The following is a 19,928-nucleotide window of genomic DNA, read 5'->3' as shown; positions in this document are numbered from 1 at the left end:
GTCAGGCGAAGGCGCGCATCAGCAGGAAGAGCGAGCCGTTCCAGCAGGCGTGGACGAGGACGGCGGGCCATAGGCTTCCTGTCTGCCGCACGGCGAGGGCCAGCACCAGGCCCAGGGTGCCGAGGATGGGCAGGCCCGCAGGCTGCAGATGAATGGCCCCGAAGAGCAGGGCGGATGCGAACAGGGCGAACGTGATATGGCCCCGGCGGGCCAGCACGGGGAACAGGAAGCCCCGGAACAGCAGTTCCTCGAAGAGAGGGGCCAGGCCCGCCACCACGACGAACATGACCAGGCTGGGGCCCCAGCCGGATAGCCCACGCAGAAGCTCTTGGAGGTCCCGCTGGGGGCTCTGGTCGGGCTTCATCACCAGACTCGTGGCCATGGCCACGGCCAGCACCAGGAACACGGCCAGGGCGAGGAAGGCCAGGCCCCAGGCGAGGTTCTTCCGCGTGGGGCCCGGCGCCACCCGATGCCACAGCTCAGGGAAGGTCAGTCCCTCCGTCCAGCAGAGGAGCCGCACCCCGATGCCAGCGTGGAAGAGGGTGCCCAGGGGTACCACGGCCCAGCGGAGGGCGGGCCAGGGCATGAGGAACAGCGATGCGAGGTTGCCCGCGGCGAAGAAGGCCATGAACCAGCCGAGAAAGAGCAGGGTCGCCGCCCGGCCCGACAGGCCCCAGGCGGGCAGGGGCCGAACCGGCGGCTGCCGGCGGATGACCCAGAGGTAGATCCCCATGACGAGCCCGCCGACCGCGAAGGCCATCACCAGCAGCCCCAGGCCGCCGAGGGCCGCCAGGCGGGTCAGGAGGACCCCGCGGGCCTGGGCGCGCAGAACATCCCCGGAGGCCGGGCCGCCCTCGCGGTCCCGGAGCCTGGCTTCCAGCAGGATGGCCGTGTAGCTGTTTCCGAGCCGCCGGCCCACATCCGCGCGGGTGGCGGAGTCCGGGACGGGATCCTGGCCGTAGGCTGCCGCGAAAGCTTTCCGGAAGTGTTCACCACCGATCCCGGCCGGAGTGCCCTCTGCGACGAGCTCCTGGGCTTCCGCCGGGTCGCCCAGTTCCGCCATGAGCACTGCGAGCAGGGCCCGGTCCCAGGGATCCGTCAGCTGGGCTCGCGCCCGGGCCCATTCCTTCGGGGCGACCTTGGCGCTGCTCACCAGACGGGGGCCCGCCAGGGCTGCCTCCAGCATCTGCCCCTGGAGGCTGGTCCGCCCGGAGGGCCGGTGGTTGCCCTCCTGGCGGGCCCGGAGGGTGAAACCCGCGGCCGTCAGGGCGATGAGGGCCAGGAAGGCGATGAGGGGATCCGCCCAGCGGCGGTCGGGGTGCCAGGGGCTCGGAGCGATGGAATCCATGGACCCAGGCTACGCGAAGGGCGGCCGCCCGGTGCGCCGGAAGCGCCGGACGGCCACCCATAGGTACACCGCGTTCAGCAGTCGGGGCAGGCCGGGGAGGGCCAGCAGGGGGGCCGCCCACCGCCAGGCCGGCAGCCGGCGGGCGATGGGTCGAAGGAGGTCTACCCCGGCCCAGACCTTCCGCGTGCCCAGGTCGAGGCCGTGGATCTCCTTCTCGATCGGCTTCCCGGCCAGCTCGGGAGCCAGGGCCAGCAGGTCGGGATCCCTGAGAGAAACCAGGTGCAGCAGCCCCCGCCGGTCCCGCCGCGCCAACCACAGGGCCATGCGGCAGCAGAGGGTGCAGGCCGGGTCGTAGGCGAGGAGGAGGGGCGCGGGCATCGGGAGGCATGATGCCACGGGAAGGCGGTAAGGTTGAGGATCCGGAGGCCCCATGCCCTTTTCCCATCCCATCGAGGTGCGGTTCAGCGACCTGGACGCCATGGGCCACGTGAACAACGCGGTGGTGGTGAGCTTCATGGAGCAAGGGCGTTTCCAGTGGTGGCGCAGTTTCCTGGGCGGTCGGAAGTTCCAGGAAGAGGGTTTCCTCATCGCCCGCATCGAGGTGGACTACCGGATGCCGATCCTCCTGGGCGACGACGTGCGTGTCGAACTGCACTGCACCAAGGTAGGCAACAGTTCCTTCGACCTGAGCTACCGGCTCACCCGGGGGCTGGGCGGCGAGGTGTTCGCCGAGGGGAGGTCCGTGCAGGTGATGCTGGACTTCGCCACCAATCGCCCCAAGCCGCTCGTCCCTGCCACCCGCGAGTGGCTGGAAGCGCAGGCCTGATCCCATGCTGCTGGGAACCGCCGCCTGGTCCGAGGGCCCCGTGGAGCGCCGCGCCCTGGTAGGGCGCCTGGCTTCCGGCCGGCTGGCGGACCTGAATCGCATCGAGGCTATCCGCCTGCGCAAGCTGGGTGAGGGCGACCCCGAACGGCTGGCGGAGGCCCTGGTGCCGTCCAGCCTCCGACGGCTGCTGGAAGGCGGGCCCCGGGCCCTGGCCCGGGCAAAGCAGACTCTGGCCTACGCCGAGAAGTGGGACCGGCGGGACACCCTGCCGGCTTCCCTGGCCCCCCTCCCGGACTTCGTGGACCTGCTGCCCTGCCTCCCCCGGCCCTCGGCCCTGCACCGGGCCGACGGGGCCGCCCTCGACCGCCTCGCGGTGCGGGGACCGGGCGCGGAGCTTGCGGAACTGCCCCGTCCCGGGCTGGCGGTCCTGGGTCTGGCAGGCGGGGGGGTCGCGGGCTTCTGCCTGGCTCTCGAGGAGGGCGGTGGTGCCCTGCTGGGAGCCTGGATGGTGGACGCCTGGCCGGAAGGGAACCTGGAGCTGAGGGCCGGCGCCGCCCGCCGCAGCACGCCCCTCGGGGCCTGGGAGGGGCTGGAACTGCCGGTCCTCCGTCCCGGGGAGGTCCTGCTGCTTCCCGCCCCCAAGCTCAAGCCCCTCCAGGAGCTGCTGCCGGGGGCCGAGGTCCGCGTGGCGGTCGCCTTCGAAACCCTGGTCCTCCGGGCCGGGCCCGAGGGGATCCACCCCACGGTGCACTGAAGCGGTAGGTGTCACGACAGCTCCGGCAGTGCTATCGTGCAGGCTCGCGGGATCCCCCCACTCTGAAAGGGGCCTGGCCATGCCGACCAACACCATCCATCTCCATCGCGTGCTGCGGGCCACGCCCGACCGGATCTACCGGGCCTTCCTGGATCCCGACGCCATGACCAAGTGGCTTCCGCCGCATGGTTTCACGGGCCGGGTCCACCATCTGGAGGCCAAGGTCGGCGGCACCTACCGGATGTCGTTCACGAACTTCAGCACGGGCCACGGCCACACGTTCGGCGGCGAGTACCTCGAGCTGGTCCCCGGAGAATGCATCCGGCACACGGACAAGTTCGATGATCCGAACCTGCCCGGGGAGATGCACACGACCATCTCCCTGAAGGCCGTGTCCTGCGGCACCGAGGTGACCATCGTCCAGGAGGGGATCCCCGAGGTCATCCCGCCGGAGGCCTGCCATCTCGGCTGGCAGGAGTCGCTCCTGCTGCTGGCCCAGCTGGTCGAACCCGAGATCCCCGACTGAACCTAGCCTCTCATCATCTCCGCGATGAGGAAGGCCATCTCCAGGCTTTGGGTGCCGTTGAGGCGGGGATCGCAGCCGGTTTCGTAGGACTTGGCGAGGTCGGCCTCGGAGAGTCCCTCGGTGCCGCCGGTGCACTCGGTGACGGCTTCGCCGGTGAGCTCGATGTGGACGCCCCCCAGGTGCGAGGCGTGGCCGCGGTGGATCTCGAAGGCCTGGCGCAGCTCGGAGAGGATGGCCCCGAAGTCCCGGGTCTTGAGCCCGCTGGCGCTCTCGACGCCGTTGCCGTGCATGGGGTCGCAGCTCCAGAGCACGGGATGGTCCGTGGCCTGGACGGCTTTCAGCAGGGGAGGGAGGGCGGCCTGGATCTTCGTGGCGCCGAAGCGGGAGATGAGTGTGATGCGGCCCGACTCGCGACCGGGATCGAGGCGGTCCAGCAACTCCACCAGGTGCTCGGGGGTGGCGCTGGGGCCCACCTTCACCCCGATGGGATTGCGGAGGCCGCGGAGGTACTCGATGTGGGCACCGTCCAGCTGGCGAGTACGCTCGCCCACCCAGAGGGTGTGGGCACCCAGGTTGTAGTAGGCCGAGCTGTCGCCGACCCAGCGGGTGAGCGCCTCTTCGTAAGGGAGCAGCAAGGCCTCGTGACTGGTGAAGAAATCGATGCGCTCCAGGACGTCCCGCTGGACTCCGCCAAGCGCTTCGAGGAAATCCAGGGACTCCCGCACCTGATCCAGGGTGCGCCGGTATTCGGGTACCTGGTCGGTCCCCCCGGGCAGCTCCCAGCGCTCGGGATGATGCAGGTCCGCGAAGCCTCCGGCCGTGAGGGCCCGCAGGTGGTTCAAGGTGGCGGAGGCATGGAAGTAGGCCTCCAGCATGCGGCCGGGATCGGGCCGGCGCGCGGCCTCCTCGGCTTCGAGGCCATTGATGAGGTCACCCCGGTAGCTGGGCAGTTCGCGGCCACGGATCACTTCCGTGGGCTTGCTGCGGGGCTTGGCGAACTGGCCGGCGATGCGCCCCACGCGCACCACGGGTCGCCGCCCACCGTGGGTGAGAGCCACCGACATCTGCAGGAGCACGCGCAGCTTGCCTTCAATGGACGCAGGTGTGCAGTCCTTGAACTGCTCCGCGCAGTCGCCACCCTGGAGGAGGAAGCGCCGACCCGCGGCGGCCTCGGCCAGCAGGTCCCGGAGCCGGTCGACTTCCTGGGGGACCACCAGGGGGGGCAGGCGCCGCAGGCGGGCCAGCACGGCCTCCAGCTCCGAGGGATCGACATAGTCCGGCTGTTGCATCGCGGGGAAGCGCTGCCAGCTGTGGGGATTCCAGGGTGCCATCGGACCTCGGGGCGAGGATTCAGTCTACCCGCTGGGCCGGGTCCCCCGTTCCGGTTCGACCGGCGTGATCCAGCGGTAGCCTTCCCCGCCCACGGTGGTGATCCAGGAGGCGCCCAGTTCTTCACCCAGCTTGCGGCGCAGGTTCGCGATGTGGACGTCCACGGTGCGGGCGCTGGGGCGGGCATCGGGCTCCCAGGCCAGTTGCAGCAGCTCCCGGCGGCTGTGGGTGCGGCCGGCATGGGTGATGAGAATCTCCAGCAGCCGGAACTCGCGGGGGGTCAGCTCCAACGGCCTGCCATCCCGCCGGGCCTCCAGGCGGGGCAGGTCGAAGCGGAAAGGGCCGGAGCAGAGGACGGGGGGGCGGTCCATGGGCCGGGAACGGCGGAGAATGGCCTTCACCCGGGCCATGAGCTCCAGCACGGAGAAGGGCTTCACCAGGTAGTCGTCCGCGCCCAGGCTCAGGCCCTTCACGCGATCGGCCTCCTCTCCCCGGGCGGTGAGGAGAAGCACCGGGACCTGGTCCTTGCGCTCCCGCAGGGTGCGGAGAACCTCGAAACCATCCAGCTGGGGCAGCATCAGGTCCAGCACGATGAGGTCCGCCCGCCGGGCCGTATGGGCTGCCAGGGCGGGCACACCGTCCCCCACCGCCTCGACGGAGTAGCCTTCGAAGCCCAGGTTGTTGACGAGGAGCTGGCAGAGGGAGGACTCGTCCTCTACCACGAGGATGTGGATCACGGGGTCTCACTCAAGGATCGGATGTTCCCAAGATGCACGCGTTGGCTTGGAAGGGCAAGCAGGATTGGCTGCAATTTCCAAGTTGGAAGGCTCATGCGGCAGGGATTTCCAGGAGGGCGGAAAACCCTTCACCGGGGCCCGAGGCAAAGGTGAGGCCCCAGCCTTCCTGGGCGGCCACCTGCACGAGGAGGCTCAGGCCGAGCCCCTGCCCTTCCCGCAGGAACCCCTCCTTGCCCGATTCCCGGATGCGCTGGAAGGGCTTGCCGAGGACCTTGAGATGGTGGGGTTCGAGACTGCCCTCGTCACTCACCTGGATGCAGAACCGGCGGCGGGCCCGCCAGGTCTCCAGGGTGACCCGCCCCTTCCCGTGGGCCAGGGCGTTCTCCACCAGGGTGAGCACGGCCGCGCGCAGGGAGGACAGGGGCGCATGGCCCGCCTCTGGCGCGAGTTTCAGGTCGAGGGGGCGGTCTTCCGCGTCGAAGCCGGGTCGCAGGTCGTCCATCACCTCCTGGAACCAGGCCCGGTTGGCCTGGCCCCGGGGCCCGGGGGCTCCGCCGCCGCGGATCACGCGGAGGCCGGTTTCGATGATGGTGGTGAGGTGATCCACCTCCTCACTGATCTTCAGCAGTTCCTCATCGGCCCGGTCTGGATCGAGGCGGCCCAGCCGCAGGGAGTCGCAGCGGAACTTGAGGATGGCCAGGGGGGTCTTGAGGCTGTGGGTCATGGAGGCCATGCGGTCGGCGTCGAGCACGGCCTTCTTCCGGGTGCGGTACCGGAGCCAGAGGCCCAGGAGGATGGTCAGCGCCACCAGGGCCGCGATGCCCGAAACCCCCCAGTACTGCCGTTTCAGGCTCGACCGGAAGGCCTGCTGCTGGGCGTCGAAGCCCACACCCCCCAGGTTCCAGCCATCCCCGAAGGCATTGGTCTTGGTGGCGGTGCCCAGGGGGAGGGTGGCGATGCGTCGGGGATCGGCCTGGAGGTTGGGTTCCGCGCCCCAGGGCTGGAGCACCAGATCTCTCCGGTCGTAGTCCGACTCCCGGATGAGTCCCATGCGGAGGGCCCGATTGGGCGCCAGGGCCGCCTCGAGTTCCCGCTCGACCTCGGGGGAGCCTGGGCGCCACCGCTTGACCACCAGCCAGCGATCCGACAAGAGGACCACCGTGGCCACCTTCCCGAAATCGGGGTCCTGCTCCCGGGGCGGGTTCCACTCGAAGCGCTGGGCGGTCTCGGCATGGGTCATCCAACCCAGGTACTGCTGGGTCAGGGCCGGGTCTGCCGGCGGAACCAGGCGGTCACCCTGCCGTATCCACAGCCTGCGGCCTTCGAACCGGTCCAGCAGGGCCACCACCAGGGGCTGGTTCGACAGGAACCGGCGCACGTCCGGCTCGTCGCCCCGCCGCAGCGACTGGAGGATGGGCAGGCTCTTCCAGTGGCGCTCGACGGCCTCGAAGTCCACCCAGTGGGCTTCCATGTAGGCGGTCCGGCCCTTGTCCAGCTGGTCCAGGCGGTAGTAGCGCGGCACGGCGAGGAGCAGGGCCGACAGGACCAGCCCGGCCAGCCCCAGCAGGGCGATGCCGCTGCGCTGCTGGAGGTGCTGCCAGCGCGAAAGGCCTAGGCTGGGATGGAGGAGGCGGAACCGGGAGGTGCGGTGGCGGTACATGGGGGCTCGATGGAAGAGAACCTCCAGATTAGCGCCGGTCCCGGCGTTTCATCACCCCAAGGCCAGCATCCGCTCCAGGGGCTGGAGGGCCTTTCTCCGCACCGTCTCGTCCAGGCGGATCTCGGGCTGGAGATCCCGCAGGCAGAGGTAGAGCTTCTCCAGGTTGTTCAGCTTCATGTACGGGCAGAGGCTGCAGTTGCAGCCGCTGTCGGCCGGTGCGGGGATCAGCTCGGCGTCCGGTCGCCGCTGGCGCATCTGGTGGAGGATGCCCGCCTCGGTGGCCACGATGAAGGCCTTGGCGCTGTCCTTGGCCACGAAGTTGAGCAGGGCCGCCGTCGAGCCCACGAAGTCCGCCAGCTGACTCACGGTGGCATCGCACTCGGGGTGGGCGATGAGCCTGGCCTCGGGGTGCTGGGCCTTGAGGGCCGCCACGCGCTTGGCCGTGAACTGCTCGTGGACGATGCAGAAACCCGGGAACAGCACCATGTCGCGGCCCGTCTGCTTCATCACCCACTTGCCCAGGTGGCGGTCGGGGGCGAAGACGATCTTGCGGTCCTTCGGCAGGCTCTCGACCACGCGCACGGCGTTGCTGCTGGTGCAGATGACCGTGCTAAGGGCCTTCACGCCCGCGGAGCAGTTGATGTAGCTGACGACGTCATGATCCGGGTACTGCTTCAGCCATTGTTCGAAGTAGTCCGCCGGACACCGGTCCGCCAGGCTGCAGCCGGCGTCCATGTCGGGGATGACCACGGTCTTGCCGGGATTGAGGATCTTGGCGGTCTCGGCCATGAAGTGGACGCCGCAGAAGGCGATGACGTCGGCATCGGCCTTGGCGGCCTGCTGGCTGAGCTGGAGGCTGTCGCCCACGAAGTCGGCCAGGTCCTGGATCTCGGGCTCCTGGTAGTAGTGGGCGAGCAGGACGGCCCGGCGCTCGGTCTTCAGCCGCCGGATCTCGGTGGGCAGGTCGATCCCCGCGGGGATGCTTTCGAGGTCGGGGACGTAGGGGGCGGTCAGGTCCATGGGCCTATTCTAAGGCTTCTCGAGGAACCCGCGGATGCGCTCGCCCGGCCCGTCATGGTCGAACACCTCGGCGAAAGCCGCCCGCTCCCAGGCCAGGGCGCCGGAGCGGGGCATCCTCGCCTGGTGGCGCTGGAGGGCCCCGAGGAGGGAAAGCGCGCGTTCCGGAACGGAAACCCCTGTTGTCACAAGCGGGTTTCCTGTATCCTGTGCTTGGATCGCAGGATCCAATTGGATGTGGGAATCCGATGGCTGCCCCCGAGGGGCGGACATCGGTTTATTTTTATTTACATTCATCGTTCAACGTCCAAGGGGGGACACATGGCCAAGGCGCAGGCGCCAGACACTTCCAGCATCTCACGGCTGGATCAGCTCAAGATCAGCCAGTACTTCGGCTGCAACACGTTCAGCGAGCGCACCATGCGCGACCGGTTGCAGAAGGATGTCTACAAGGCCTACCGCCAGGCGCTCAAGCGCGGCGAGGCCCTGTCGCCCGAAGTGGCCAAGAGTGTCGCCCAGGCCATGAAGGATTGGGCCCTGGAGCAGGGCTGCACCCACTTCACCCACTGGTTCCTGCCCATGACCGGCGCCACGGCCGAGAAGCACGATGCCTTCATCTCCTGGGATGAGCCGGGCCAGGTCATCGAGCGCTTCAGCGGCGGCCAGCTCATCCAGGGCGAGCCCGACGCCAGCTCGTTCCCCAGCGGCGGTCTGCGCGCCACCTTCGAGGCCCGCGGTTACACGGCCTGGGATCCCGCCAGCCCGGCCTTCCTCATGGAAGGGCCCCTGGGCAAGACGCTCTGCATCCCCACCGCCTTCGTTGGGTACCACGGCGAGGCCCTGGACCACAAAGTGCCCCTGCTGCGCTCCATGGACGTCCTGTCCCGGCAGGCCGTCGAGGGCCTGGCCCACTTCGGCGTGAAGACAGATTCCGTCATCGCGCAGTGCGGTCCCGAGCAGGAATACTTCGCGGTGGACCTGGAACTGGCCCAGCAGCGGCCGGACCTCATGTTCGCCAACCGCACGCTCCAGGGCGCCAAGCCCCCCAAGGGCCAGGAGCTGGAGGACCACTACTTCGGCAGCATCAAGGAACGCGTCCTCGGCTTCATGCAGGAGGTCGAACTGGAGTGCTTCAAGCTGGGCATTCCCGCCAAGACCCGCCACAACGAGGTGGCCCCCAACCAGTTCGAGATCGCGCCCATCTACGAGGCCGCCAACATCGCCAGCGACCACAACCAGCTGCTCATGGAACTGCTCAAGTCTGTGGGTGAGCGGCACGGCCTGGCCATCCTGCTCCACGAGAAGCCCTTCGCCGGCGTCAACGGCAGCGGCAAGCACGTGAACTGGAGCCTGGCCACGGACGAGGGCCAGAACCTGCTGGAGCCCGGGCAGACGCCCGAGGAGAACCTGCAGTTCCTCTACTTCCTCAGCGCCACCCTGAAGGCCATCCACACCCACGGCGGCCTGCTCCGCGCCGCCATCGCCAGCGCCGGCAACGACCACCGCCTGGGCGCCAACGAGGCCCCGCCGGCCATCATGTCCGCCTTCCTCGGCGCCCAGCTCAGCCACATCCTCGACGCCATCGAAAAGGGCGCCGCGGCCGACGCCTCCACCCAGCGCATCCTCGACCTGGGCATCGGCAACCTGCCGCGCATCGAGAAGGACGCCACGGACCGCAACCGGACCAGCCCCTTCGCCTTCACAGGGAACAAGTTCGAGTTCCGCGCCGTGGGCTCCAGCCAGCCCATCGCCCTGCCGCTGACGGTGATCAACGCCGCCGTGGCCGAGGCCCTGGAGGGCCTGAACGCCAAGCTCGATACGGAGATCAAGGCCGGCAAGGAGCACAAGGCCGCGGTGCTGTCTGTGGTGCGCCAGGCCATCATCGAGACCAAGGCCATCCGCTTCGAAGGCAACGGTTATTCGGATGAGTGGAAGGTCGAGGCCGAGCGCCGCGGCCTCCCCCACGCCAAGGACACCGTGGCCGCCCTCCACATCTGGGAGAGCGCCGCCGCGAGGGCCGTGTTCTCCAAGCCCGGCATCCTCTCCGAGGGCGAGCTGGAATCCCGCGTCCACATCCGCCACGAGCAGTACCAGAAGGCCATCGCCATCGAGACCCAGGTCCTGCGCGAGATGGCCGAGACCCAGATCCTACCCTCCATCACCGCCGATCTCGGCGCCCGCGCCAAGAGCCTTGGCAGGCTCGCCGCCGCCGGCATCACGGTGCCCGAGACCCTGAAGGTCGCCCTCCAGGCCCAGGCCACGCTGGCGGGAGAGGCGCAGGCCCGCCTCTCCGCCATGAAGAATGCCTTGGCGGCCGCCGATGCCGTGGAAGACAACCACGCCCGCACCGAGGCCTTCGGCAAGCAGGTCAACGAGGCCAAGCACGCTCTGCGCGAAGTCCTGGATCACCTGGAAGAAGCCTGCGACGCCGACCTCTGGCCCCTGCCGAAGTACTGGCAGCTCCTGTCCCCGCTGCTCTAGCTATTGGGCGGGCACAAAAAACGGGCCGCGATCGCGGCCCGTTTTTTGTGGGTGTCGCCGAGCCTATCGGCCGAAGCGGAACACGGCGCTCACCTGGGCCCAGGTGGCGGTGTCGAAGCCGAAGCCGTCATTGCCGTTCTTGTCCACGAAGACCTGGTTCAGCGTGCCTTCGAGGGAGAACATCCTGTTGAAGGTGTACCCACCGCCGCCGCGGACGCCGAATTTGCCGCTCTGGCTGGCGCTGCCGCTGAAGCCGTTGCCGCTGTAGTCGTCCTTGACGCTGTTGATGGAGGCGCCGGCAATGGTGTACCAGCCCTGGTCGGGGCTCTGGAAGTTGTAGACCCAGTCGGCACCGACCTGCAGGATCTTGAAATCGTTCTGGACATCAGCGGGGCCACCCCAGCCGGAACCCGGGAGGCTGTGGTAGGTCAGCTGGGCGCGGACCTGGTGGTGAGAGGTGATGTTGAAGTCGAGGTGGCCGCCGATGTGGGCGCCGAAGAACTGGTTGGTGCCGAAATCGGTCTTGTCCTTCAAGTCCCCGACCGGCAGGGACAGACCCGTCTGCAAACCACCGGCGATGTCCTGGGCAGCGAGGGGCAAGCCCAGAAGGGCGAGGGAAAGGGCAATGCGATGGCGCATGAAACCTCCGACAATAACGGGCCCCAAAGCGAGGCCGCCCCCAGCCTAGCGGGTAACTGTCACAACTGGATCATCCGAACGGTCTATCCGCGCGGCTCGAGCGTGACGCCGCGCCCGCTGAGGATCCGCTGCTCGATGCGCGAAGTGCTATGTCCGGGAAGGAAGGGAAGGAGGACGAGCTTGCCGCCTCGACCCTCCACGACTTCGCGGCCCACCACGGTGTCGGGGGTGTAGTCGCCGCCTTTCACCAGCACGTCGGGCTGGAGGACGCGAATGAGCTCCAGTGGTGTGTCCTCGTCGAAGCGGATGACCGCGTCCACGCTACGGAGACCCAGCAGGATGGCCGCCCGGGCGGCCTCGTCCTGGAGCGGGCGGCTCGGCCCCTTGAGCCGCGCCACCGAGGCGTCGCTGTTGAGGCCCACCACGAGGAAGTCCCCCAGGGCGCGGGCCTCGGCGAGGTACTGCACATGACCAGGGTGGATCAGGTCGAAACAGCCATTCGTGAAGCAGAGGATCCCCGGCCGGGGAACGGCCGCGAGAAAGGCTTCAGGGCTCTGGAAGAAACGGGTCGGTGTCGGCATCACAGGAATCGGGATAAAATGATCGGTTCAGGGAGAAGTCCCGGGAGAAGTCTGCCATGCCCCTCTACGAATACCGTTGTGAAGCTTGCGGCCAGCCGGAGGAGAAGCTGGAGAGCCTGTCCGCGCCCGACACGCATGCCTGCCCGGCCTGCGGGGCGGATGGGGGCATGAAGCGCCAGGTGTCTGTGTCGGCTTTCACCCTGGCCGGAGGCGGATGGTACAAGAGCGCGGCATCAGAACCGGCGACCTCGGCCCCGGAATCCCCCAAGAGCGGCCATGGCTGTGCCGCCGGAGGTTGCGGCTGCCCCCTGGCCGGGTGATGCCGGCCTGTTGTTTTCGCTTGGTGCGTTGACTTTCCAAGCCTTTCCGTTAGCCTAGATGGTTCCGGCCCCGTGGGCCGGCGCAGGATTTCATCCGTCCGACGTTCTCCGATGACTTTGTGTTGGCGAACCTCTCGGGCCCAGGCCCGGAAAACCCGGTGCCTTCCTTGGAGGATGGTGTGCCTACCATCAATCAGTTGATCCGCATTGGGCGGAAGACGTTCCAGAACAAGACCAAGAGCCCCGCGCTCGACGCCTGCCCGCAGAAGCGTGGCGTGTGCACCCGCGTGTTCACCACCACCCCGAAGAAGCCGAACTCCGCGCTTCGCAAGGTGGCCCGTGTGCGCCTCACCAACGGCATCGAGTGCACGACCTACATCCCGGGCGTGGGCCACAACCTGCAGGAGCACAGCATCGTGCTCATCCGCGGTGGCCGCGTGAAGGATCTGCCGGGCGTGCGCTATCACGTGGTGCGCGGCACCCTGGACGCCACCGGCGTCGCGGGCCGCAACCAGTCCCGCTCCAAGTACGGCGCCAAGCGCCCCAAGGCTGGCGCCGCGCCGGCCAAGAAGAAGTAGGGGAGGTAGGCCATGGCCCGTCGTTCCGCACCCGCCAAGCGTGAGATCCTCCCGGATCCCGTATATAACAGCCTCACCGTCTCCAAGTTCGTGAACATCCTCATGGAGCGCGGCAAGAAGGCCACCGCCGAGCGCATCCTCTACGGTGCACTGGAGATCGTCGCCAAGAAGTCCGGCGAAGAGGCCCTTGAGGCCTTCCAGAAGGCCCTGAACAACATCAAGCCCTCGGTGGAAGTCAAGTCCCGCCGCGTGGGCGGCGCCACCTACCAGGTGCCTGTGGAGGTTCCCCAGAACCGCCGCCAGTCCCTGGCCATGCGCTGGCTCAAGACCTACTCCGCCTCCCGCGGCGAGCGCACCATGCGCGACAAGCTGGCCGGCGAGATCCTGGACGCCATGAACTTCCGTGGCGCCGCCATCAAGAAGAAGGACGACGTCCACAAGATGGCCGAGGCCAACAAGGCCTTCGCGCACTTCCGCTGGTAGCAGCCCATCCGACCGGAAGGAGCCGCCAACCCGGCGGCTCCTTCCGCGAAGGTCTTTGAAGCACCCCCGATTCCGATTCTGTCTTTACCCTTTCAGGAGGCCGCCGTGGCCCGCCAGACCCCCCTCGAGCGCTACCGGAACATCGGCATCATGGCGCACATCGATGCCGGCAAGACCACCACGACGGAGCGCATCCTCTACTACACCGGCAAGATCCACAAGATCGGCGAGGTGCATGAAGGTGCGGCCACCACCGATTGGATGGTGCAGGAGCAGGAGCGGGGCATCACCATCACTTCCGCCGCCATCACGGCCGCCTGGACCCCCCAGACGGGCCAGCTGAAGGACGTGGAGCACCGCATCAACATCATCGACACCCCCGGCCACGTGGACTTCACGGCCGAGGTGGAGCGCTCCCTGCGCGTGCTGGACGGGGCCTGCGCCGTGTTCTGCGCGGTGGGCGGCGTCGAGCCCCAGTCCGAGACCGTGTGGCGCCAGGCTGACAAGTACGGCGTGCCCCGCATGGCCTTCGTCAACAAGATGGATCGCCCCGGCGCGGACTTCTTCCGCGTGGTGGAGATGATGAAGACGCGCCTCAAGGCGCGGCCCATGCCCATCCAGATTCCCATCGGCGCCGAGGAGAACTTCCGGGGCGTGGTGGATCTTGTGCTCATGAAGGGCCTCACCTTCGATGAGGGCGACAAGGGTTTCAAGGTCATCTACGGCGAGATTCCCGCGGAGCTGGTGGATACCGCCAAGGAGTGGCGCGAGAAGATGATCGAGATGGTCGCCGAGACCGACGACTCGCTCATGGACAAGTACCTCGCCGGCGAAGAGCTGTCCGAGGACGAGATCCGCACGGGCATCCGCAAGGGCTGCATCAGCCTCGTCTTCACGCCGATGATGTGCGGCTCCGCCTTCAAGAACAAGGGCGTCCAGCCCATGCTCGACGCGGTCGTGAGCTACATGCCCTCGCCCCTCGACATCGCCGCCATCAAGGGTGTCGACGCCGATGGCAACGAGACCGAGCGCAAGGCTGAGGACAAGGAGCCCTTCTCGGCCCTCATCTTCAAGATCATGGCGGATCCCTTCGTGGGTTCGCTGGCCTTCATCCGTGTGTATTCCGGCGTCCTCGCCGCGGGCTCGGGCGTCTACAACGCCGCCAAGGGCCGCCGCGAGCGCATCGGCCGTCTGCTGCAGATGCACGCGAACAAGCGCGAGGACATCGAGGAAGTCCGCACGGGCGACATCGCCGCCGCCGTGGGCCTCAAGGATGTGCTCACCGGCCAGACCATCTGCGACGAGAACCACCCGGTGATCCTCGAGTCCATGGACTTCCCGGATCCTGTCATCCAGGTGGCCATCGAGCCCAAGACCAAGGCCGACCAGGAGAAGATGGGCGTCGCCCTGAGCCGCCTGGCCCAGGAAGATCCCACCTTCAAGGTCAAGTCCGATCCCGAGACCAACCAGACCATCATCGCCGGCATGGGCGAGCTGCACCTTGAGATCATCGTCGATCGCATGATGCGCGAGTTCAAGGTCGAAGCCAACGTGGGCAAGCCCATGGTGGCCTACCGGGAAACCATCCGGAAGCGCGTGGACGCCGAAGGCAAGTTCGTCCGTCAGTCCGGCGGCCGCGGCCAGTACGGTCACGTGAAGATGTATGTCGAGCCGAACGAAGCCGGCAAGGGCTACGAGTTCATCAACGACATCAAGGGCGGGGTGATCCCCAAGGAATACATCAAGCCCATCGACCAGGGCATCCAGGAGGCCATGCAGTCCGGCGTCCTCGCGGGCTATCCCTGCGTCGACATCAAGATCACCATCTACGACGGCAGCTACCACGACGTGGACTCCAACGAAATGGCGTTCAAGATCGCCGGCTCCATGGGCTTCAAGGCGGGCTGCGAGAAGGCCTCCCCCGTGATCCTCGAGCCCATCATGGGCGTCGAGGTCGTGGTTCCCGAGGACTACATGGGCGATGTCATCGGCAACCTGAACAGCCGCCGTGGCCGCATCGAGAACATGGAGGATCGGGCCGGCGTCAAGGTGGTCACCGCCAAGGTGCCCCTGGCCGAGATGTTCGCCTACTCCACCACCCTGCGCGGCATGACCCAGGGTCGCGGCAACTACACCATGCAGTTCTCGCACTACGAGGAAGCGCCCCGGAACGTGGCCGAAGAGATTGTGGCTAAGGTCAAGGGCGCCAAGTAATACCGCGGGGGTCCCGCGCTCCGCTTCGCTACGCGCACACCCCCGCACCCCCGCAACTCGGTCCGGCGAAGCCGGTCCTCATTGCCCTGCAACACCAGCAACGGTAACCAAGTCTTAGTTTTACCTGCTTTTTAAGCCCCTCTCGGGGTGAGGTCGTTACTCGAACCGCCAGGTTGCCGGGCCTCTTGATCCACCGCTTCCTCCTCCGGGAGGTCGTGCGTTCTCTCAAATAGCCGTTGAATTTCCAGCGGCTTTTGTTATGCTGATCAGCCCTGTCCCTGTCGTTGGGACGGATTTACATGGGCGGTCAGCGCCCCACGTCTATGGACGGTTTCCGTCCCAATGGAGTGAGCATGAAAGACAACATCCGCATCCGTTTGCGTGCCTTCGACCACCGTCTGCTCGATCAGAGCACCCGGGAGATCGTGGACACCGCCAAGCGCACGGGCGCCCAGGTGGCCGGGCCCATTCCCCTGCCCACCCGGACGAACAAGTACACCGTGAACCGTTCCCCCCACGTGGACAAGAAGAGCCGGGACCAGTTCGAGATCCGCACGCACAAGCGGCTGCTCGACATCCTGAACCCGACTCAGAACACCGTGGACACTCTCATGCGCCTGGACCTGCCCGCTGGCGTCGACGTGGAGATCAAGGTCTTCAGCCGTCAGGGCAACCGGTAGAGGGGGGAGAAAACATGTCCAAGGGAATCATCGGAAAGAAGCTGGGGATGACCCAGATCTTCAATGAGCAGGGCCAGATCGTCCCCGTGACGGTCATCCAGGCCGGCCCCTGCGTGATCGTGCAGCGCAAGACCTCCGCCAAGGATGGCTACGAGGCCGTCCAGATCGGCTTCGTGGACCCCAACGGCGGCAAGCGCGCCTCCAAGGCCGAGAAGGGCCACTGCGAGAAGCTCGGCGTCGCCCCGGTTCGCGTGCTCCGCGAGATCAGGGTGGACGCGGCTGACGCCTCCAAGCCCGGCGACAGCGTCCTGGCCAGCGCCTTTGAGGCGAAGACCAAGGTGAACGTCACCGGCATCAGCAAGGGCAAGGGTTTCGCCGGCGTCATCAAGCGGCACCATTTCGCCGGCGGCCGCGCGACCCACGGCTCCATGTTCCACCGCGCGCCGGGCTCCATCGGCCAGTCCAGCTACCCCAGCCGCGTGTTCCCCGGCATGCGCATGGCCGGCCACATGGGCGATGCCCAGGTGACCGTGCGCAACCTGGAGATCGCCAAGGTGGATGTCGAGAACAACCTGCTGCTCATCAAGGGTGCCGTCCCCGGCCCCAAGGGTGGGTACATCGTCATCAAGCAGGAGGCCTAGGATGGCAGCGTTCCAGCACCCCGTCGTCAACCTCGACAACAAGCAGGTCGGCACCGTTGATCTGCTGCCCGAGGTGTTCAAGCTCGAGGACCTGAACGAGCACCTGATCTGGGAAGCGGTCCGCCACTTCCTGGCCAAGCGCCGCGCCGGCACCGCCAAGACCAAGGACAAGTGGGAAGTCAGTGGTTCCGGCAAGAAGCTTTGGAAGCAGAAGGGCACCGGCCGCGCCCGCGTGGGCTCCATCCGCAGCCCGCTGTGGAAGGGCGGTGGCACGACCCACGGTCCGCACCCCCGTTCCTACGATTACGCCTTCCCCAAGAAGGCCCGGCGCGCCGCCCTGCGCAACGCGCTGTCCGCCAAGCTGGCCAGCGGCCAGATCCTGGTGGTCGAGAACTGGGACGTCGCGTCCCACAAGACCAAGGCTCTGGTCCAGACGCTGGGCAAGCTCGGCGTCACCGGCTCCGCCCTTCTGGTGGGTGCCGAGGCCAGCGAGAAGCTCTCCCAGGCCGCGGGCAACAACCCGAAGCTGCAGACGATCGAGAGCCTGGGCGTCAACGTCTATGAGCTCCTCAAGTACGACCAGGTGATCTTCTCCAAGGAAGCCGTCCTGGCCCTCCAGGAGGTGGTGAAGCCATGACCAAGATCTTCGACGTGATCCGCAAGCCCCTCCTCACCGAGAAGGGTCAGATCCTGCGCGAGAAGAACATCCAGGTGTTCGAAGTGGCCACCTGGGCCACCAAGCACCAGATCAAGGAAGCTGTAGAGCTCCTGCTTCAGTCCAAGGTGAAGGGCATCCGCACCGTGCGGATCCCCAGCCGGACCAAGCGCCTGGGCCGTTTCGTGGGGACTTCCAGCCCCCGCAAGAAGGCCTATGTCGAACTCGCCGAGGGCGCGCCCGCGTCCGAATAAGGTGACTTCAATGGCGGACGGAAAAGTTTTGCCCACTATCGCCCGCCCCTTTCAACCCTGAGGCAAGAGGACAACCATGAGCATCAAGCAGCTCAAGCCCACGACCCCCGGTCAGCGCGGCATGTCCAAGTTCGGCTTCGAGGAAATCACCACGGACGTCCCTGAACGTTCGCTGATTGCCAAGAAGAACCGCACTGGCGGTCGTTCCAACACCGGCCGGATCACCACCCGCCACATCGGCGGTGGCCACAAGCGCCAGTACCGCATCATCGACTTCAAGCGCAACAAGCTCGAAGTGCCCGCCAAGGTGGCCACTATCGAGTACGATCCCAACCGCACCGCCCGCATCGCCCTGCTGGTCTACGCGGACGGCGAGAAGCGCTACATCCTGGCCCCCGATGGCCTGGAAGTGGGCCGCACCGTGGTGGCCGGCAAGAACGCCGACATCCTGGTGGGCAACGCGCTGCCCCTGCGGAACATCCCCGTCGGCAACACGGTGCACAACATCGAGATGAAGCCCGGCAAGGGAGGCCAGATCGCCCGCGCCGCCGGCACCTTCGCCCAGCTTGTGGCCAAGGAAGACGACTACGCCCAGCTCCGCATGCCCTCCGGCGAGATCCGCAAGATCCACCTCGAGTGCTACGCGACCATCGGCACCGTCGGCAACCTGCAGCACGAGAACATCCAGATCGGCAAGGCCGGCCGCACCCGCTGGAAGGGCATCCGCCCGACCGTCCGCGGCGTGGTCATGAACCCCGTCGACCACCCGCACGGTGGTGGCGAGGGCCGCACCTCCGGTGGCCGTCACCCCGTGACGCCCTGGGGCCAGCCGACCCGCGGCTACAAGACCCGTGGCAACCGTCGCACGGACAAGTTCATCGTCAAGCGGATCAACTAGGAGACACGACAATGGCACGATCCCTGAAAAAAGGCCCGTTCATTGACGCCCACCTCCAGAAGAAGGTGGAAGTCGCCCAGGCGGCCAACGACAAGCGCGTGATCAAGACCTGGTCCCGCCGGTCGACGGTCGTCCCGCAGATGATCGGACTGACCCTCGCCGTGCACAACGGCAACAAGTTTATTCCTGTTTATGTCACCGAGAACATGATCGGTCACAAGCTCGGCGAATTCTCGCTGACCCGCACGTTCAAGGGTCACGCCGGCAAGTCCGATTCCAAGGCGAAGGGGAAGTAGCGATGGCTGAGATCGTTTCCACCGCCACCGTTCGCCACCTGCGCGGTTCGGCCCAGAAGGCCCGCCTCGTGGTGGACTTGATCCGCGGCAAGCACGTCGGCGAGGCCCAGTGGGTGCTCGCGCAGGCCAAGAAGTATGCCGCGGCCCCCATCCGCAAGCTCCTCGATTCCGCCGTGGCCAACGCCATCGACAAGAATCCTTCCGTCAACCCGGACGAGCTTCTGGTGAAGAGCGCCTTCGTGGACGAGGGCTTCCGCATGAAGCGCGTCCGCCCTGCGCCCATGGGCCGCGCCTACCGGGTCCAGAAGCGCACCTGCCACATCACCATCCAGCTCGCGTCCGCGGCCGGGGAGGAGTAGTCATGGGTCAGAAGGTCCACCCGTACGGGTTCCGCCTCATCTACCAGAAGAACTGGCACAGCAAGTGGTTCTCCAAGCGTGACTACGCCACGCTGCTCCACGAGGACATCAAGCTCCGCCGCGAACTGAAGAAGCAGCTGCACAGCCTCAACGCGATGATCTCGAAGATCGATATCGAGCGCGCCGCCGACAAGGTCACCGTCCGCATCTACACCGCCCGCCCCGGCATCGTCATCGGCCGCAAGGGCGCTGAGATCGACAAGCTGCGCGAAGACCTCCAGAAGCGTCTGAACCGCCCCGTGTCTGTGGACATCCAGGAGATCAAGAAGCCTGAAGTCGACGCGCAGCTCGTGGCCGAGGGCGTGGCCCAGCAGCTTGAGCGTCGCATCGCCTTCCGCCGCGCCATGCGCAAGGCTGAAGAAGCCGCGATCCGCTTCGGCGCCAAGGGCTTCAAGATCAAGGTCGCCGGCCGCCTGAACGGCGCGGAGATCGCCCGGACCGAGGATTACCTCTCCGGCCAGATGCCCCTGCAGACCATCCGCGCGGGCGTTGACTACGGTTTTGCCGAGGCCCATACGACCTACGGGATCATCGGCATCAAGGTCTGGGTGAATCTGGGCGACCAGATTGCCGAGACCGTGAAGCGCTGAGG

General features: G+C 67.1%; 23 protein-coding genes and 1 pseudogene. 16 read left to right on the top strand and 8 right to left on the bottom strand.

Going from position 1 to position 19,928, the window contains the following annotated elements:
* Position 1: 1 nt before the first annotated feature.
* Both NOV65_RS08865 and NOV65_RS08860 read right to left on the bottom strand, forming a co-directional pair.
* Entirely contained in the window at positions 2 to 1,348 is a 1,347-nt protein-coding gene (locus NOV65_RS08865) for a type II CAAX endopeptidase family protein (protein ID WP_257305942.1), read from the bottom strand.
* 9 nt (positions 1,349 to 1,357) lie between these two features.
* Positions 1,358 to 1,726 (bottom strand): thiol-disulfide oxidoreductase DCC family protein, encoded by a 369-nt coding sequence (locus tag NOV65_RS08860; protein WP_257305940.1) that lies wholly within the window; start codon positions 1,724 to 1,726, stop codon positions 1,358 to 1,360.
* Between the two features lie 52 nt (positions 1,727 to 1,778).
* On the opposite strand from NOV65_RS08860, the gene NOV65_RS08855 reads away from it, so the two are divergent.
* The 3 genes from NOV65_RS08855 (at position 1,779) to NOV65_RS08845 (ending at position 3,454) form a co-directional block, all read left to right on the top strand.
* A complete protein-coding gene (locus tag NOV65_RS08855; RefSeq protein ID WP_257305938.1) occupies positions 1,779 to 2,174 on the top strand; it encodes an acyl-CoA thioesterase in 396 nt (131 codons plus the stop codon).
* A 4-nt stretch (positions 2,175 to 2,178) separates the two neighbouring features.
* Positions 2,179 to 2,928 (top strand): hypothetical protein, encoded by a 750-nt coding sequence (locus NOV65_RS08850; protein ID WP_257305937.1) that lies wholly within the window; start codon positions 2,179 to 2,181, stop codon positions 2,926 to 2,928.
* Positions 2,929 to 3,007: 79 nt separating this feature from the next.
* Entirely contained in the window at positions 3,008 to 3,454 is a 447-nt protein-coding gene (locus tag NOV65_RS08845) for an SRPBCC family protein (protein ID WP_257305935.1), read from the top strand.
* A 2-nt stretch (positions 3,455 to 3,456) separates the two neighbouring features.
* On the opposite strand, the gene NOV65_RS08840 is transcribed toward NOV65_RS08845, so the two are convergent.
* From NOV65_RS08840 to nadA, 4 genes are all read right to left on the bottom strand, one after another.
* Complete coding sequence (locus NOV65_RS08840; protein WP_257305933.1) at positions 3,457 to 4,785, bottom strand: class II 3-deoxy-7-phosphoheptulonate synthase; 1,329 nt, start codon at positions 4,783 to 4,785, stop codon at positions 3,457 to 3,459.
* A gap of 24 nt (positions 4,786 to 4,809) precedes the next feature.
* Positions 4,810 to 5,520, bottom strand: a complete 711-nt coding sequence (locus NOV65_RS15555) for a response regulator transcription factor (RefSeq protein ID WP_257305931.1) — start codon at positions 5,518 to 5,520, stop codon at positions 4,810 to 4,812.
* A gap of 91 nt (positions 5,521 to 5,611) precedes the next feature.
* Complete coding sequence (locus tag NOV65_RS08830; RefSeq protein WP_257305930.1) at positions 5,612 to 7,180, bottom strand: sensor histidine kinase; 1,569 nt, start codon at positions 7,178 to 7,180, stop codon at positions 5,612 to 5,614.
* Positions 7,181 to 7,231: 51 nt separating this feature from the next.
* Positions 7,232 to 8,200 carry a quinolinate synthase NadA gene (gene nadA / locus NOV65_RS08825; protein ID WP_257305928.1) on the bottom strand — a complete coding sequence of 323 codons (969 nt, stop codon included), beginning with the start codon at positions 8,198 to 8,200 and terminating at the stop codon, positions 7,232 to 7,234.
* 318 nt (positions 8,201 to 8,518) lie between these two features.
* Between nadA and NOV65_RS08820 the strand changes: the two genes are divergently transcribed.
* Positions 8,519 to 10,678: a glutamine synthetase III family protein gene (locus tag NOV65_RS08820; protein WP_257305926.1), complete on the top strand. Its 2,160-nt coding sequence runs from the start codon at positions 8,519 to 8,521 to the stop codon at positions 10,676 to 10,678.
* A 63-nt stretch (positions 10,679 to 10,741) separates the two neighbouring features.
* Here the strand turns inward: NOV65_RS08820 and NOV65_RS08815 are convergent, their stop codons facing one another.
* Positions 10,742 to 11,317, bottom strand: coding sequence for a porin family protein (locus NOV65_RS08815; RefSeq protein ID WP_257305924.1), 576 nt, complete (start codon positions 11,315 to 11,317; stop codon positions 10,742 to 10,744).
* Between the two features lie 83 nt (positions 11,318 to 11,400).
* Positions 11,401 to 11,823: pseudogene (rfaE2, locus tag NOV65_RS08810) on the bottom strand (D-glycero-beta-D-manno-heptose 1-phosphate adenylyltransferase); the annotation flags it as partial.
* A gap of 131 nt (positions 11,824 to 11,954) precedes the next feature.
* Here rfaE2 and NOV65_RS08805 point away from each other — a divergent pair.
* The 12 genes from NOV65_RS08805 to rpsC all read left to right on the top strand — a co-directional run bounded on the left by NOV65_RS08805 (position 11,955) and on the right by rpsC (position 19,926).
* Entirely contained in the window at positions 11,955 to 12,218 is a 264-nt protein-coding gene (locus tag NOV65_RS08805) for an FmdB family zinc ribbon protein (RefSeq protein ID WP_257305921.1), read from the top strand.
* 179 nt (positions 12,219 to 12,397) lie between these two features.
* On the top strand, positions 12,398 to 12,796 hold the full coding sequence (rpsL, locus tag NOV65_RS08800; RefSeq protein WP_243303169.1) for a 30S ribosomal protein S12: 399 nt from the start codon (positions 12,398 to 12,400) through the stop codon (positions 12,794 to 12,796).
* A gap of 12 nt (positions 12,797 to 12,808) precedes the next feature.
* Complete coding sequence (gene rpsG / locus NOV65_RS08795; protein WP_243303170.1) at positions 12,809 to 13,279, top strand: 30S ribosomal protein S7; 471 nt, start codon at positions 12,809 to 12,811, stop codon at positions 13,277 to 13,279.
* A 105-nt stretch (positions 13,280 to 13,384) separates the two neighbouring features.
* The gene (gene fusA / locus NOV65_RS08790) at positions 13,385 to 15,493 is read left to right on the top strand and encodes an elongation factor G (RefSeq protein ID WP_257305916.1); all 2,109 of its coding nucleotides are present in this window, start codon (positions 13,385 to 13,387) and stop codon (positions 15,491 to 15,493) included.
* A 353-nt stretch (positions 15,494 to 15,846) separates the two neighbouring features.
* Positions 15,847 to 16,173, top strand: a complete 327-nt coding sequence (gene rpsJ / locus NOV65_RS08785; RefSeq protein ID WP_043483643.1) for a 30S ribosomal protein S10 — start codon at positions 15,847 to 15,849, stop codon at positions 16,171 to 16,173.
* A gap of 14 nt (positions 16,174 to 16,187) precedes the next feature.
* Positions 16,188 to 16,814, top strand: coding sequence for a 50S ribosomal protein L3 (gene rplC, locus NOV65_RS08780; protein ID WP_257305912.1), 627 nt, complete (start codon positions 16,188 to 16,190; stop codon positions 16,812 to 16,814).
* A gap of 1 nt (position 16,815) precedes the next feature.
* Complete coding sequence (gene rplD, locus NOV65_RS08775; RefSeq protein WP_257305910.1) at positions 16,816 to 17,451, top strand: 50S ribosomal protein L4; 636 nt, start codon at positions 16,816 to 16,818, stop codon at positions 17,449 to 17,451.
* Positions 17,448 to 17,723, top strand: a complete 276-nt coding sequence (locus NOV65_RS08770) for a 50S ribosomal protein L23 (RefSeq protein ID WP_257305908.1) — start codon at positions 17,448 to 17,450, stop codon at positions 17,721 to 17,723. Before rplD ends, NOV65_RS08770 begins: the two co-directional genes overlap by 4 nt.
* 76 nt (positions 17,724 to 17,799) lie before the next feature.
* Positions 17,800 to 18,621 carry a 50S ribosomal protein L2 gene (gene rplB, locus NOV65_RS08765; RefSeq protein ID WP_257305907.1) on the top strand — a complete coding sequence of 274 codons (822 nt, stop codon included), beginning with the start codon at positions 17,800 to 17,802 and terminating at the stop codon, positions 18,619 to 18,621.
* A gap of 11 nt (positions 18,622 to 18,632) precedes the next feature.
* Complete coding sequence (gene rpsS / locus NOV65_RS08760) at positions 18,633 to 18,917, top strand: 30S ribosomal protein S19 (protein WP_257305905.1); 285 nt, start codon at positions 18,633 to 18,635, stop codon at positions 18,915 to 18,917.
* Positions 18,918 to 18,919: 2 nt separating this feature from the next.
* The gene (gene rplV, locus NOV65_RS08755; RefSeq protein ID WP_257305903.1) at positions 18,920 to 19,276 is read left to right on the top strand and encodes a 50S ribosomal protein L22; all 357 of its coding nucleotides are present in this window, start codon (positions 18,920 to 18,922) and stop codon (positions 19,274 to 19,276) included.
* 2 nt (positions 19,277 to 19,278) lie between these two features.
* Complete coding sequence (rpsC, locus tag NOV65_RS08750; protein ID WP_257305901.1) at positions 19,279 to 19,926, top strand: 30S ribosomal protein S3; 648 nt, start codon at positions 19,279 to 19,281, stop codon at positions 19,924 to 19,926.
* The last annotated feature ends 2 nt before the right edge of the window (positions 19,927 to 19,928 follow it).

The sequence above is a fragment of the Geothrix campi genome, assembly GCF_024609265.1.
Lineage (GTDB): Bacteria > Acidobacteriota > Holophagae > Holophagales > Holophagaceae > Geothrix > Geothrix campi.
This window is presented reverse-complemented; position numbering and strand designations above follow the sequence as displayed.

What these genes read in the sequence shown, in the direction of transcription:
- NOV65_RS08865 (WP_257305942.1), bottom strand. Translation starts at nt 1,348, where the DNA reads ATGGATTCCATCGCTCCGAGCCCCTGGCACCCCGACCGCCGCTGGGCG.
- NOV65_RS08860 (WP_257305940.1), bottom strand. Translation starts at nt 1,726, where the DNA reads ATGCCCGCGCCCCTCCTCCTCGCCTACGACCCGGCCTGCACCCTCTGC.
- NOV65_RS08855 (WP_257305938.1), top strand. Translation starts at nt 1,779, where the DNA reads ATGCCCTTTTCCCATCCCATCGAGGTGCGGTTCAGCGACCTGGACGCC.
- NOV65_RS08850 (WP_257305937.1), top strand. Translation starts at nt 2,179, where the DNA reads ATGCTGCTGGGAACCGCCGCCTGGTCCGAGGGCCCCGTGGAGCGCCGC.
- NOV65_RS08845 (WP_257305935.1), top strand. Translation starts at nt 3,008, where the DNA reads ATGCCGACCAACACCATCCATCTCCATCGCGTGCTGCGGGCCACGCCC.
- NOV65_RS08840 (WP_257305933.1), bottom strand. Translation starts at nt 4,785, where the DNA reads ATGGCACCCTGGAATCCCCACAGCTGGCAGCGCTTCCCCGCGATGCAA.
- NOV65_RS08830 (WP_257305930.1), bottom strand. Translation starts at nt 7,180, where the DNA reads ATGTACCGCCACCGCACCTCCCGGTTCCGCCTCCTCCATCCCAGCCTA.
- nadA (WP_257305928.1), bottom strand. Translation starts at nt 8,200, where the DNA reads ATGGACCTGACCGCCCCCTACGTCCCCGACCTCGAAAGCATCCCCGCG.
- NOV65_RS08820 (WP_257305926.1), top strand. Translation starts at nt 8,519, where the DNA reads ATGGCCAAGGCGCAGGCGCCAGACACTTCCAGCATCTCACGGCTGGAT.
- NOV65_RS08815 (WP_257305924.1), bottom strand. Translation starts at nt 11,317, where the DNA reads ATGCGCCATCGCATTGCCCTTTCCCTCGCCCTTCTGGGCTTGCCCCTC.
- NOV65_RS08805 (WP_257305921.1), top strand. Translation starts at nt 11,955, where the DNA reads ATGCCCCTCTACGAATACCGTTGTGAAGCTTGCGGCCAGCCGGAGGAG.
- rpsG (WP_243303170.1), top strand. Translation starts at nt 12,809, where the DNA reads ATGGCCCGTCGTTCCGCACCCGCCAAGCGTGAGATCCTCCCGGATCCC.
- rpsJ (WP_043483643.1), top strand. Translation starts at nt 15,847, where the DNA reads ATGAAAGACAACATCCGCATCCGTTTGCGTGCCTTCGACCACCGTCTG.
- rplC (WP_257305912.1), top strand. Translation starts at nt 16,188, where the DNA reads ATGTCCAAGGGAATCATCGGAAAGAAGCTGGGGATGACCCAGATCTTC.
- rplD (WP_257305910.1), top strand. Translation starts at nt 16,816, where the DNA reads ATGGCAGCGTTCCAGCACCCCGTCGTCAACCTCGACAACAAGCAGGTC.
- NOV65_RS08770 (WP_257305908.1), top strand. Translation starts at nt 17,448, where the DNA reads ATGACCAAGATCTTCGACGTGATCCGCAAGCCCCTCCTCACCGAGAAG.
- rplB (WP_257305907.1), top strand. Translation starts at nt 17,800, where the DNA reads ATGAGCATCAAGCAGCTCAAGCCCACGACCCCCGGTCAGCGCGGCATG.
- rpsS (WP_257305905.1), top strand. Translation starts at nt 18,633, where the DNA reads ATGGCACGATCCCTGAAAAAAGGCCCGTTCATTGACGCCCACCTCCAG.
- rplV (WP_257305903.1), top strand. Translation starts at nt 18,920, where the DNA reads ATGGCTGAGATCGTTTCCACCGCCACCGTTCGCCACCTGCGCGGTTCG.
- rpsC (WP_257305901.1), top strand. Translation starts at nt 19,279, where the DNA reads ATGGGTCAGAAGGTCCACCCGTACGGGTTCCGCCTCATCTACCAGAAG.